Genomic DNA, 14076 nt, shown 5'->3' with positions numbered 1-14076 from the left:
GTGCGAGAACACCTTCAGATGTCGGTACGCGAACGAACGGACGCGGGGCCGCATGATCAATAGCAGGATCCGTATGGCCGGCTCCGTGAATGCCCCGATCTACAAAGCAGACATCGCCGGCGGCGCCTTGATGCTCCCGGAGAGTCGGCGGATCGCACGGCTCCTGATTGATGGTATCGATGGGGACGAGTGGCGGCGGAAGATCGAGCGGGAGAACATCCTGCAGAAGCGCTCTCCTTCGACGGCAAAGCGGCAGGCAAACCTCATCCGCAGCCGATTGGACCTGGTCGATCCGGGTGTCTGGAATATCATCGCGGATAGCCCCGCGTCGATCGCAAGTCAGGCGGTTTTCGCGGCCGCCATTCAGCATAGCGCTCTCTTCGCCGACTTCCTGCCTATCGTGCGGGATCGCTTCCGGGTTCTACAGGGCGATCTGCCTCGACGTGCCTGGATCGATTACGTCGATCGCTGCCACGACATCGATCCCCGAATGCCGCACTGGAAGGTGTCGACGGTTGACAAGCTCGGAGACGCCGCCTTCCGCATGCTGCACGAAGTGGGCTTCCTGACCGGTGGTCGTCTCAACATCCTACGTCCCGTCGAGATCGACGCGGCGGTCATCCGCGCTCTCAAGGCGGGGCGCCATCACCTTGCCCTCGATCGCATCCAGGTGTCTCTATGAGCGATCTTGAAAAGCGCCTTGGAGCGATTCAGGCAAAAATCACGTCCGAAGAGTTCCTGACGGGCCGCCGACTCGGCGGTGACATTCCCTACTGGATCTTCGACTATCCGCCCGCCGACGAATTGCGCGTGCGCGATCACGTCGACCGCCTTCTCCGACGTCTCAGCGGCGACGCTTCGCCGGTCAGTCCTTGCCATGTCGATCTCCTCGATCTCGTCAAGACGATGCTCGAAGGGCGCAGACTTCTCGACAAGGCGATCGAAATGCAGCGCACGAAGGGCGATGCCGCCGTGTCGAGGGCGCTCGCGGCGGAGATGGATCCGGAGCGGATCGCCGAAGCCTTCGTGAAATCGGTGACCATCGAGACCTGCAGCTTCGTTCTCGTGACCGGTGTCGGCGCGTCCTATCCGCTCGTTCGCACGCATAACTTGATGAACGCGCTCCATTCCCGGACCGGCCATGTGCCGATCGTGTTCTTCTACCCTGGTCGCTACGACGGCCAGTACCTCCGACTTTTCGATACGATGCCGGAAAGCGCCTACTACCGCGCCTTCCGCCTTATCAGCGATTCCGAAGGCTCAAGATGACTTCCACGACCATTGCCGATCTCTTCGACCGTCCGATCTCCCGTCAGATCAACGGCGTCATCAAGGCCGACCAGGACGACGCCAAGAGCGTCTGGCAAGAACTCGACGAGTACGTCATCACCCAGGAACTCGACCGCTACATGCGCCAGTTCCTATCGGCCTACCTCGCCCCAGAGACGCTCGCCCGCAGCGGCGATGCCGCATGCAGCAACGGCGTTTGGGTTTCGGGCTTCTTCGGCTCCGGTAAGTCGCATTTCATCAAGATCATCTCGTACCTCCTCGAAAACCGGGCGGTGGAGCAGAATGGGACGATGAAGACCGCGCTCGATTTCTTCAAGTCGAAGGTGGTCGACCCGATGTTCTCGGCTGACATCGATCGCGCGACCCGTATTCCGACCGACGTCGTGCTCTTCAACGTCGACAGCAAGGCGTCGTCGAACGACGAGCGCGCCATCCTTCAGGTCTTCATCCGCGTCTTCAACGAGAAGCTCGGCTACTGCGCCGATTTTCCGTACATCGCCGACATGGAGCGCTTTCTCGAGCGCAAGGGCAAGTACGAGGAGTTCAAGGCCGCTTTCGAAAAGAAGGCGGGATCGCCTTGGGTCGTCGAGCGGAGTGCCATTCGCTTCCATGAGGACGCTCTCATTGAGGCAGTCGCCGAAGTACTCGGAAAGCCGCGCTCGGATGCCGGGGACTGGCTCGACAAGTACGAAGCGAATTTCCAACCGACGCCCGAAAACTTCGCGAACTGGGTCGCCGAGTACCTGGCGCGCAAGGGGCCGGATCACCGCATCGTCTTCCTGGCCGACGAAATCGGCGCCTTCATCGGCAAGAACGGCAAGATGATGCTGAACCTCCAGACGATCACCGAGAATCTTGGCACCGTCTGCAAAGGCGGGGCCTGGGTCGTCGTGACCTCGCAGGCGAACATGGAGGCGATTCTTGGAGAGATGAGGCATGCCGTCGAGGACGACTTTTCGAAGATCCAGGGGCGTTTCAAGGCTCGCCTGTCACTTTCCGGATCGCATGCGGACGAAGTGATCCAGCGCCGCATTCTCGCGAAGAAGGACGAACTGAAGCCCGAGCTTAAGGCCCGCTACGACACCAACGGCGAGATCCTCCGCCATCAGGTCACCTTCCGCGACAATCGGATGACCCTGCGCTCCTACGACGGCGAAGAGGATTTCATCCGGCACTACCCGTTCGTCCCGTATCAGTTCCAGCTTGTTCAGAAGATCTTCGATGCCAGCCGAACGCACGGCATGACCGGCGCCCATCTCGCCAAGGGCGAGCGGTCGATGCTTGATGCCTTCCAGACGGCGGCGATACTCAATGCATCAAAAGCCGTTGGCGCGCTAATTCCACTCCATTTCTTCTATCCCGCCATCGAGAGCTTTCTCGAGGACATCGTCCGGCGCGCCATAAATGGCGTCGTCTCGAATCCCGCCCTCGAACCCTTCGATGCCGAGGTTCTCAAGACGCTCTTCCTCATCCGGTACGTCGACGAGATCAGCGGAAACGTGGACAACCTCGTCACGCTCTTCCTAGACAGGATCGATGCCGACCGTGTCGCTCTTCGCAACAAGATCACTGCGAGCCTAAAGCGCCTCGAAAGCGAGACGCTGGTCAGCCGGAACGGCGAGAACTTCTTCTTCCTGACCGACGAAGAGCGCGACATCGGGAAGGAGATCAAGGCAGTCAGGCTGGCGCCGGGAGAAGAGAAGCGACTGCTCGGCGATCTCGTTTTCGACGACACCCTTCGTTGCGTCGACCGCGGACTTTTCAATTACAAGGTGATCAACAGCGATCTCGACGTAGTGCGCTTCGTCGACGGTTCGCCGCGCTCCGGTCCGAAGGACAAGGCGATCCCCCTCAAGATCGTCACTCCACTCGCCGACGACTACGCGGATTTCGCCGATGCGTCTATCACTATGCGCAGTCATGACGAGGTCTTGGTCGTGCTCGACAACGACAACGATCTCGCCCGCGACGTCTATGACTATCTGAAGGTCGAGAAGTACGCCACGCAGAAGATGGACGGCACGCAGTCCGAGTCCGTCAAGCGGATCGTCCGGACGCGTCAGCACGAGAATTCCGAGCGGCGAAAGCGATTGAACCAGTCGATGGAGTCGCTCATCCGCAATGCTCGTGTCTATGTCAACGGTCGGCGGCTGGATCCGAAGGCGACCACCGCAGACGCCATCGTCGGCGAAGCGCTCGACTATTATATTGCCAACACCTTCAAGAAGATCGGCCTCCTCGCGCACCTTTCCGACGATCCGATCCGAGATGCTCGGGTCATCCTGACGACTTCGGACGACACGCTCGACCTCAAGGACGAAGATCCGAACAAGGCGGCGCTCAATGAGGTGCTCGATCATATCGGCCTGATCGAGAGGCAGAGCAAGCAGGCCGTTATCTTCGACATTGCCGAGCATTTCAACAAGAGGCCGTACGGCTGGGGTCAGCGGGAAACCGTGCTCCTCGTGGTCAAACTGTTCCGACAGGGATCCGCGGATATCCTGATGAACAGCGAGCGGCTCGACCGTGGTCAGCTTTCATCTGAAATCGATGGCGCGAACAAGTGGCGCAAACTTGTCATCCAACGTCGAAAGATGCTCGACGAAACGACCCTCCACGGCGCTCGGCAGCTTGCCAAGGACGTTTTCGGCCGAATGCCCGGCGTCGGCGAGGACGCGATCGCCGAAGACATCCGTCTGAATCTAACGAACTGGCAAAACGATCTGAAAACGTGGGGCGCTCTCGCCGACGACGGAGAGCTTCCGGGGAAAGCGACGGTCGCAACGATCCAGGGCATCATCGCCCCGATCATGCAGAAGCGCGGAAGCTACGAACTGATCGAGGCTTTCGTTGCCGCGAAGAGCGAACTGAGCGGAGTCTTTGAGGACTACGAGGATCTGTCCGACTTCCACTCCTCCCAGAAGCAGGCTTGGTACGCCATGCGGAAGGCGGTCAAGGAGTTCGCGATCAATGAGAAGGAGATCGAGAAGGACGACGCGGCCGCGAGGGCTCTCGCATCGATCAAGGAAATCCTGACGCTCGAAGCACCGTATTCGCGGGTACGCGAAGGATCGGCACTCATCGCGACGGTGGCCGAGGCCAATCGGGTTCTGCTCGAGAAGCGTCGTGAGCATGCCTTCGGAATCATCGATCCATTGATCGCCAAAATTCAGACCGAACTGGACAGCGTTTCCGCCGAGGCCGAACTACGCAATCGATCGCTTTACCCGATCCAAAACATCCGCAAACGCATCGAAACAACTCCGAGCGTTTCGGCCATCTTCATGGCGCAGACCGAAGCGCGGGATGCCTACGATGACGCGTTCGAAGTTATCGCGAAAGCGGTCAAGCTCGCGAAGGAACGGGTCAAGACCGCCGAGCCTGTCGGCATCGGATCGCAACCACAGACTCCGAGTGGAGGGTTTTCGGAAACACCTGTGTTCAGACCCAGACTTGTTGTCCAACCGTCGAAGCTTGTGTCGGCGGGTGGCTACATCGAAAGCCAGGCGCAGGTCGACGATTTCATCGACCGCTTGCGAGCCCGGCTTCTGGAAGCTGTCTCCAAAAACGAACGCGTCGAAATCCGCTGATCGGGAACCGTAGAGTATGAGCGTCGATCTTTCCCGTCTGAAATCCTATGCCCCCCAGGCTCGTAAGGACTTCATGAAAGCCGTCACGGAGCGTGCAGCCCGCATCGGCATTACCGCCAACGGTATCGTCGAGGCGGAGCGCCGAGGGGATGTCGTCGTCATCGGCGGAGCGGCCTACGACAAGACGTTCGGGAAGCAGCGGGACGCGCTTGTTTCCAAGGTGAAGATCGAGGGCTTCGATCAGGTTATCGAAGGAATCGCTTACACCTGGTTCAACCGCCTCGTTGCGCTCCGGTTCATGGAACTGCACGAGTATCTGGATCACGGATTTCAGATCGTCGGACCAGGGAAAGCGGGCGGGCCGCTTCCGGAGGCTCTGGTCAATGCTGAGCTTCTAAACCTTCCAAGGCTTCCGGTCGAACATGTTCGCGAGATGAAGATCACCGGCGACTATGAGGAGAAGCTCTATCGGGCGATCCTCATCGCTCAGTGCAACGCGCTCAGCGAGACGATGGGGTTCATGTTCGAGAAGATCGGCGATGCGACCGAGCTTCTCCTGCCCGACAACCTGCTCGCGACTGACGGTCTTGTTCGAAAACTCGTTCAGAATTCGGACGCGGAGTCGTGGCAGAACGTCGAGGTCATTGGCTGGCTCTATCAGTTCTATATTTCGGAAAAGAAGGATGACGTATTCAAGGCGCTGAAAAAGAACGTCAAGATTTCCGCTGCGAATATTCCGGCCGCGACACAGCTTTTCACGCCGCACTGGATAGTCCGGTATTTGATCGAAAACTCGCTAGGTCGGCTTTGGCTTCTGAACAACCCGTCTTCGAAGCTAGCCGAGAAGATGGACTACTATATCGCGCCCCAAGAGCCTGAGACCGATTTCCTGAAGATCGGCTCACCCGAAGAGATCAAGATCTGCGATCCCGCCTGCGGTTCCGGCCATATGCTGACCTACGCGTTCGATCTCCTTTACTCGATTTACGAAGAGGCCGGTTATCGGAGCCGCGATATAGCGGCTTGCATTCTCGAGAAGAACCTCCAAGGCATTGAAATAGACGGCCGAGCCGGTGCGCTCTCTGCCTTCTGTCTGGTGATGAAGGCGCGAGCGCAAGACCCTCGGTTCTTCAAACGTCGCGTTGCACCTCGAATTTGCATCCTAGAGGACGTCGCATTCTCTGAAACAGAGAAAGAGGATGTAATTGCCGTTGCAGGCAAAGACCTCTTCTCATGTAAATTTTGGGAAACTCTCAGTCAGTTCGAGCAAGCCAAGAACTTCGGCTCGCTGATCGTGCCGAAACTACGCAACCCGGTAGAGACGCTGCGGGTGATTGAGGCGCGGGATTTTGAAAGCGACCTGCTGCTGAAGGAGGTGCAGGCGCGCGTTACGACCGTGCTGCGCATGGCCGAGGCGCTGTCGCCGAAGTATCATGTGGTGGTAGCCAATCCGCCTTATATGACACTTGGAAACGCAAATTCATTCCTCAATAAGTGGACAAAGTCTACCTTTCCTAATAGTAGCGGCGATCTTTTTTCTGCATTCATCGAACGTGGTTTAATGCTTGCTTTGGATTGCGGTTACTCTGCGATGATTACCATGCAGACTTGGCTATTTATATCATCATACAAAAAACTCAGAGAAATTATGATATCGAATTCCCAATTTATTGGGCTAATCAATATCGGCTATAACACTTTTCCTGAGATGAACTCGAAAGTCGCGCTTGGAGCTGCATTCGTAATCAACAAGTCAACAAGTGATATTGCTGGAACATACATCGACCTCAACAAGGCACCCCAATCAGTCGACAAAGAGGGTGTGTTTCTCAAAGAAAAGATTGGTTCAGAGAACCAATATTTGAGGCGTATGAGCGTCTTTCAAAAAATTCCAGGATCGCCGTTTGCATTCTGGGTGACCGAACCCGTCTACAAAGCTTTTAACGGCGAAATAATTGGTGAGAAATTCGAAGTCAAAGGAGGCATGTCCACTTCAGACAATGATCGATTTCTACGCATTTGGTCTGAGGTGTCGCAAATTCATTGTTCTCTGCCACTTGACAAAGAGCCAGCCGAAAACGCTCGCTGGTTTCCTTATAACAAAGGAGGTGGCTTCCGTAAGTGGTTCGGAAACTGGGAATATCTCGTCAACTGGGAGAATGAGGGTTCAGACATCAAACACGCCGTGTGCAATAATCCGAAGGACCCAGACACAACTCACTGGTCGCGACGAATATTCAACACTGAATATTTCTTTCAGAGGGGCCTAACTTGGGGTGATGTTACCACGGGACCGTTCAGTGCCCGACTGCTTGAGCGCGGCGCAATATCGGACAGCGTGGGTATCGCTGCATATCGGTGTCAATCCGAGACGGTGGAATGGGCAGCACTGGCAGCACTGAACGCGAAAACACTGAAGTTCTTCACAGACATTCTATGCCCGACAATCCATTTCAACTCCGGCCCGATGTCCAAAATACCGCTCCCGGAAAAGGATGGGTGGGTTTCGGAAGGGAGTAAACTTGCTCAAACACTTACTTTGCTAGCCCGATCCGACTGGGACGCCTACGAAACCTCCTGGGATTTCACCACGCTTCCACTGCTCTCGTCCGATTATCGCAGCGCGACGCTAGAAGACAGCTACACGACCCTCCGCTCCCACTGGCAGTCCATGACGGACGAGATGAAAGCTCTAGAGGAGGAGAACAACCGCATCTTCATCGACGCTTATGGCTTGCAGGATGAAATTGATGAGAAGGTGTTGATCGAAGAGATTACGCTTACATCCAACCCCGCGTATCGATACGGAGTGAAGGGGACGTCAGAGGAGCGTGAAGAGCTTCTCAAACGCGATACGATGCGCGAACTAATCTCTTATGCGATCGGCTGCATAATGGGGCGCTATTCGCTCGTTGAGCCGGGCCTCGCCTACGCGAATGCGGGTAATATTGGTTTCGATCCAACGAAGTATGGTCACTTCCCGGCGGACGATGACGGCATCGTTCCTGTGGCCGATATCGAGTGGTTTCGTGATGATGCCGCGGCGCGGTTCTTCGAATTCATAAGCCAGACTTTTTCCGGCGAAAAGCTCGGCGAAAATCTCGATTTTATTGCCGATGCGATAGAACCGATCCGCAAGCTCTCGGCGACCGACACCGTTCGAAAATACATCGCACGCTCGTTCTTCAAGGATCACCTGAAGACGTACAAGAACCGCCCGATTTACTGGCTCTTCTCATCTGGCAAGGAGCGGGCCTTTGAGTGCCTTGTTTATCTTCACCGGTATAACGAGGGCACCCTCGGGCGTATGCGTGCCGAGTACGTCATTCCGCTGCAAACGAAGATGCAGAACCGCATTCAGACGATCGGAGGCGAGATCGGACGAGGTGATCTCTCGAGCGCGCAGATGAAGGCGCGCACGAAGGAACTGGCGACTTTGGAAGCGAAGAAGACCGAACTCGATCGATTCGAAGCCGATCTCCGGCATATGGCAGAAGAGCGGATCACACTTGATCTCGACGACGGCGTAAAGGTCAACTACGGCAAATTCGGCACTCTTCTCGCCGAGACGAAGCTGGTCTGCGGCACGAAGGACGCTGAGTGATGGATACGGATCGCATCCAAATCGCGCTTGGCCGCTTCCTCGCCGAAAATCGAGTCGTCTTCTGGTCCGATCCCGACAAGGAATTCGAAGATATTCTCCCGGGTCTCGATGTCGGAGATGCGGCCGTCATCCGGACATCGAAATCACCTGCTCTGGAGACGAAGCTAACAATCGCTTCCGGCGGCGCTGGATCGTGCTTCCTGGTTTATGAAGACCAGCCACGCCCCATGCCTGCGGACGACTGGCTCCTCGACATCCGCCTCTATGCGAAATCGTTCGCTGCGGACCGGTCGACCCACGTTCTCGAGGATCTCGGTCTTCATTCGCCGGCACTGCGAGATCATATCGCGCTGCGTTCCAAGTTCTTCGCCAGCCAGGAACGGCTGACGCGTTTCAAACGACTCGTCTCGGCTAAGGACAACGAGGTCGATATCGACCGGAAGATCATGGCAAGCCTGCTGCGGCTGGATAACGCTGATTTCTTCGGGATCGTCATCAAGATCTTCGACGAGTTCCCCGACCAGTCCGACATTTCGCGCCCGCCCGACGTCTTCGGCGAGTTCGCGAGGTACGATGTCGAGCAGTCATTTTGGAGCCAAGTGGAGGCGGCCTTCGACTTTAGTGACCCGCGACCGACGCTCGGCAATCTTCTCATTCGACTCCTGGTCACCGATTTCACCCGTAAGCTCAACGGCAAGACGCCGAAGGCGCTCGAGCATCTTAAGCTCCGAGGGCAAGGCGCGTCGAACACGGCCGTCTGCCTCGCACAATGGCAGGACAGCCACGCGCGCCATGCGAGCTTCGACAGATTGTCGGACGCAGTCGCGACAGCCATCAGACTTGGCGATCAAGTCGGTATCGTCGATCCGGAGTACCTCGAAGACACGCGAACATTCGCATTGATCGAACGGCGCCTTGCCTCGGGCCTTCGAGATCGGATCATCGATACTGATACCGCCGTCGATGTCGAGGAGGTCGTTTCCCTTTGCCGCCGGCGGAAGGATGGGTACTGGGCCAACGAGAGCCTTGGTGGCGCCGCTCCGCGTAAGGCCTATGCGCGAACATACGACGCCTTGGAGCATGCGGCGCGGCTCTTCGGCCTTCGCGGGGCCTACGACTCGGGCTTCTCTTTCCGAACCGTCGAGGAGTTCTGGCAGGCCTACGAGACCGACCTCTACCGGTTCGATCAACTCTACCGACATTTCTGCGAGGCAGCCGACCATGTCGAGAGCCAGGGTTGGGATGTTCTCAAGGTACTGCGGCAGAAGGTCGAAGACGTCTACGGAAACGGATACGTCGCGAAGCTTGCGACCGCTTGGGGGCCATTTGCGGCCAAGATGATCGGCTCAAAGTGGCAGATCCCTGGTGTTCCAAACCAGTCGCGGTTCTACGAGAAGCGGATCGCCCCGATCGTTCAGGAAGACGATAAGCGGGCGATTGTCATCATCAGCGACGCCTTTCGCTACGAGGCGGCCAAGGAACTGGCGGATCAACTCAATAGCCGCGATCGTATGGAAGCCAAGCTGACTACGCAGTTGGGCGTACTACCGTCCTTCACGGCTCTCGGCATGGCCTCTCTTCTCCCACACGAGAAGCTCGAGTTTGCGGACGGCACCATCTATGTCGACGGAGCCTCGTCGAGCGGGATGAAGGGGCGCGGCAATATCCTCGCGAAGCATGGTGGTGGTGTAATCCGCGCCGAGGAGCTTCATGCGATGTCCAGGGACGAGGGGCGGCGCTTCCTCAAGTCGCATAAGGTCGTGTATGTCTACCACAACCATATCGACAAGACGGCGGACGGAGCGGACGAAGAAAAGGCCTTCGATGCGGTGCGCAGGACCATTGATGACATCGCCTCGTTGGCGATCCGAATTCTCGGCAGCTTGAACGGCACGAACCTTTTCGTCACTGCCGACCACGGATTCCTGTACCAGGAAAGCTCGCCGACCAACGTCGACAAGAACGTTGTCGAGGAAAAGCCGGCCGGCGTCGTGCTTGCAAAGAAGCGCTACTATATCGGCACGGATCTCGGATCGCATGCGGGCGCCTGGTCGGCGCCACTGTCGCGTACGTCCAAGGTCACGGACGATACCGAGTTCTGGGTGCCCAAAGGAACGTCCCGCTTCCACTTCATGGGGGGAGCCCGCTTCCTCCATGGAGGGGCAATGCTGCAGGAGATCTGCGTGCCGGTTCTGCGCATCGCTTATTCGAAGGACAAGGACGCGAACGACGTGAAGTCCCGGCCGGTGCAGATCACCGTCCTTGGTTCGAATAACCGAATAACGACTGCGCATCGTAGCTTCAATCTGATGCAGGTGGAGCCGGTTTCAGACCGAGTGCGTCCGCTGAGCGTCACGATAGCGATCGTCGATGCCGATGGTCGCCCCGTCTCTGATATTCAGAAGGTCACGTTCGACAGCAGGACGGTGGCGATTTCCGAGGACTGGAAAAAGGCCGTTAGGTTCACCCTCGCCGGGACGACTTTCGATAAGTCGCAAGAATATTCCTTGGTCGCCCGGAACGCCGAGACGAAGGTTCAGGAGTTGATTTACCATGTCGTTATCGATCTCGCCTTCGCTCGCGACTTCGACTGAGGTCGACGATCTTGTCGTTCGGCATTTCGGCGGCAAGGTCGTTCGCAAGGATTTGACCAAGCTCCTGAAGGAAGGCGCGAACGTCCCGGTCTACGTGCTCGAGTACCTGCTTGGAATGTACTGTGCGTCCGACGACGAGGCGACGATCCGTGATGGCCTGGAGAGTGTGAAGCGTATTCTCTCCGAGAACTACGTCCGGCCCGACGAGGCCGAGAAGATCAAGTCGACGATCAAGGAGCGGGGCAGTTTCAAGGTCATCGACAAGGTGACCGTGAAGCTCAACGAGAAAAAGGACCGCTACGAGGCCCTGCTGTCCAATCTCGGGGTGAAGGACGCGTTCATCGGGAGCGCGGACGTTCGCAAGTACGAGAAGCTTCTCTCGGGCGGCATATGGTGCATCGTGACGATGCACTACCTCTACGAGGAAGGCGGGAAGAACTCTCCGTTCTCAATCTCGGATCTGAAGCCGATCCAGATGCCGAACATGGACATGCAGGAGCTTCTCGAGGGTCGATCGCATTTCGCCGAAGAGCAATGGCTCGACGTCCTCCTCCGCTCGACCGGCATGGAGCCGTCGAACTTCGAGGAGCGCGTGAAGTGGCATCTTCTCACGCGCCTGATCCCCTTCGTCGAGAACAACTACAACTGCTGCGAACTTGGTCCTCGCGGCACCGGCAAGAGTCACGTTTACAAGGAATGCAGCCCGAACAGCATCCTCGTGTCCGGCGGTCAGACGACGGTCGCCAACCTCTTCTACAACATGGCGAGTCGCGTCGTCGGCCTGGTCGGCATGTGGGATGTCGTGGCCTTCGATGAGGTCGCCGGCATCAACTTCAAGGACAAGGATGGCATCCAGATCATGAAGGACTTCATGGCCTCGGGTAGCTTCGTTCGTGGCCGTGACACCGTCGCCGGCTCGGCCTCGATGGTCTTCGTCGGCAATATCAACCAGTCAGTGGACACCCTCGTGAAGACGAGCCATTTGTTGGCCCCGTTCCCCGAGGCGATGATCGACTCGGCATTCTTCGATCGCTTCCACGCCTACATCCCGGGATGGGAAATCCCGAAGATGCGCCCGGAGTTTTTCACGAACCGGTTCGGCCTGATTACCGATTACCTCGCCGAGTACATGCGGGAGATGCGCAAGCGGAACTTCTCCGACGCCATCGACCGGTATTTCAAGCTCGGAAACAACCTGAATCAGCGCGACACGATCGCTGTCCGTCGCACCGTCTCGGGTCTTCTGAAGCTTCTCTATCCGAGTGCCGACTACGACAAGGAAGCCGTCCGCCGCTGCCTGCAATACGCCCTCGAGACTCGCCGGCGCGTCAAGGAGCAATTGAAGAAGATCGGGGGCATGGAATTCTACGACGTCCATTTCTCGTACATCGACAACGAAACCCTCGACGAGACTTTCGTCAGCGTTCCCGAGCAGGGCGGCGGCAAGCTGATCCCGGATAGCCAGATGAACCCTGGCTCGCTGCATACCATCACCGTCGGCACGAACGGCCACCGTGGCCTCTATCGTCTAGAGACGCAGACGACGGCAGGCGGCGGGAAGTTCACCACGTCGGGCCTTGGGTCGAACCAGAAAGCTAAGGAAGCGCTCGGAATAGCCTTCGATTTCCTGAAAGCGAATTCCGGTCGCGTCAGCGCGAGTACGAAGCCGTCCGATCACGATTTCCATATTCATACGGTCGAGATGCACAATACCGGAGCGCCATCGACGATTACGCTCGCCGGCTACGTCGCCTTGTGTTCGGGCATCCTCAAGAAGCCCGTCCAAGCCCAGATGGTCGTCCTGGGTGATATGTCACTCGGCGGGAATGTCGTGCCCGTTCAGAATTTCGCGGAGTCGCTCCAGATGGCTTTCGATTCCGGGGCGAAGAAGATCCTCGTCCCGATGGCGAGTGCCGCCGACATATCGACGATCCCGCCCGAACTGTTCACGAAGTTCCAGACGTCGTTCTATTCGGATCCTACCGATGCCGTTTTCAAGGCGCTCGGCCTCGATTGATCTGGAACGGGATCAGGCCGGAGGGGCAACGTAAATCTCTTGTGAGCCCGGGACGCTGGCTGAAGGCTCGTCCAGTCTCACCCCATCTGCGTCCGACATGATGCCGCAAACGGAGACAGTCATGCGGGCCGCAGACATGACGATAAGAATAGCAGAGCAAGAAAGCCTCGGCTTTCCCATCCCGTCCGGTACGATCGATGGAAGCGAATATGGCGACTTCCCCCGGAATGCCGCCGAAACGAAGGTAGAACGAGGCTCTCAGTTTCTTGGCGCCGTCGTATGGAGCCTTGCACCAGGCTAGGAGAGGCGTATCGGCTACTTTGCGTCGCCTCATCCTGACTAGAAGGATACGACAGCCCTCGTCGAACTTGGGTTCGATGACAATCTCGATGTGTGGATGTGGAATGTATCCGTCCTCACTGAAGATCTCGACGACACCGTCGAAGCCGACAGAAAGCTTCTCGCGGCCCGATGGGCATGGGAGAGGAAGGAATGGTACTTCGATCGGTTCGACGAAGTTTTTTGTTTCGGCTGCCTCGACGGCGCGGAACTCGAATCGCTCGCCACGAGACGATGAGCCTGAATCATACCTGAGACTGATGTTGGGCCCATCTACGCTCGTCCGAGAAGCGACTCCATACGCATGGCCGTAATGGACAAGGGTTCCTGGCGGAGTGCCTGCAATTCCCCGGCATGATAGATCGTCGCGCTGACCGTAGACTCATTCGAGCGGCCGTACGGCCCGCTATCGCTGAATACCGACAAGCCGATCCGCGTAGCGTGCTCGACCGATAGCAGGCGGCCTGAGCGTTACCCTCGAATCATCTACTCGTTCGATCGGGACGTCCTCCCATGACGGAGGCCACAGCCTATGGTTGATTCGGGCGTTAACCATGAAATTCGCGAAATCGTCGAAAGGGCTTAATTCCACCGTGAAACGAGGAAAAGTTACAGGCTATAGCGGTTTTGTTGCAGATTATG

The 14076-nt window shown here is 57.4% G+C and carries 6 protein-coding genes; all 6 read left to right on the top strand.

Annotation, left to right across the window (positions count from 1 at the left end; translation table 11 throughout):
• Nucleotides 1–52: 52 nt before the first annotated feature.
• From FP2506_RS00490 to brxL, 6 genes are read left to right on the top strand one after another with little or no spacing between them, the layout of a single operon-like run.
• The gene (locus FP2506_RS00490) at nt 53–682 is read left to right on the top strand and encodes a DUF1819 family protein (protein ID WP_007065365.1); all 630 of its coding nucleotides are present in this window, start codon (nt 53–55) and stop codon (nt 680–682) included.
• Nucleotides 679–1269, top strand: coding sequence for a DUF1788 domain-containing protein (locus FP2506_RS00485; protein WP_007065364.1), 591 nt, complete (start codon nt 679–681; stop codon nt 1267–1269). Before FP2506_RS00490 ends, FP2506_RS00485 begins: the two co-directional genes overlap by 4 nt.
• Nucleotides 1266–4880: a BREX system P-loop protein BrxC gene (gene brxC / locus FP2506_RS00480; protein WP_007065363.1), complete on the top strand. Its 3615-nt coding sequence runs from the start codon at nt 1266–1268 to the stop codon at nt 4878–4880. Before FP2506_RS00485 ends, brxC begins: the two co-directional genes overlap by 4 nt.
• 16 nt (nt 4881–4896) lie before the next feature.
• Entirely contained in the window at nt 4897–8484 is a 3588-nt protein-coding gene (gene pglX / locus FP2506_RS00475; RefSeq protein WP_007065362.1) for a BREX-1 system adenine-specific DNA-methyltransferase PglX, read from the top strand.
• Complete coding sequence (gene pglZ, locus FP2506_RS00470; protein WP_007065361.1) at nt 8484–11078, top strand: BREX-1 system phosphatase PglZ type A; 2595 nt, start codon at nt 8484–8486, stop codon at nt 11076–11078. Before pglX ends, pglZ begins: the two co-directional genes overlap by 1 nt.
• The gene (gene brxL / locus FP2506_RS00465) at nt 11038–13095 is read left to right on the top strand and encodes a protease Lon-related BREX system protein BrxL (protein ID WP_007065360.1); all 2058 of its coding nucleotides are present in this window, start codon (nt 11038–11040) and stop codon (nt 13093–13095) included. Before pglZ ends, brxL begins: the two co-directional genes overlap by 41 nt.
• Nucleotides 13096–14076: the final 981 nt, after the last annotated feature.

Source organism: Fulvimarina pelagi HTCC2506 (assembly GCF_000153705.1).
In the GTDB taxonomy this organism is placed as follows: Bacteria; Pseudomonadota; Alphaproteobacteria; order Rhizobiales; family Rhizobiaceae; genus Fulvimarina; species Fulvimarina pelagi.
Note: the sequence above shows the minus strand (reverse complement) of the source record. Positions and strands in the feature narration are given on the sequence as shown.

Coding starts and splice junctions, on each gene's coding strand:
- FP2506_RS00490 (WP_007065365.1), top strand. CDS start 53: ATGATCAATAGCAGGATCCGTATGGCCGGCTCCGTGAATGCCCCGATC.
- FP2506_RS00485 (WP_007065364.1), top strand. CDS start 679: ATGAGCGATCTTGAAAAGCGCCTTGGAGCGATTCAGGCAAAAATCACG.
- brxC (WP_007065363.1), top strand. CDS start 1,266: ATGACTTCCACGACCATTGCCGATCTCTTCGACCGTCCGATCTCCCGT.
- pglX (WP_007065362.1), top strand. CDS start 4,897: ATGAGCGTCGATCTTTCCCGTCTGAAATCCTATGCCCCCCAGGCTCGT.
- pglZ (WP_007065361.1), top strand. CDS start 8,484: ATGGATACGGATCGCATCCAAATCGCGCTTGGCCGCTTCCTCGCCGAA.
- brxL (WP_007065360.1), top strand. CDS start 11,038: ATGTCGTTATCGATCTCGCCTTCGCTCGCGACTTCGACTGAGGTCGAC.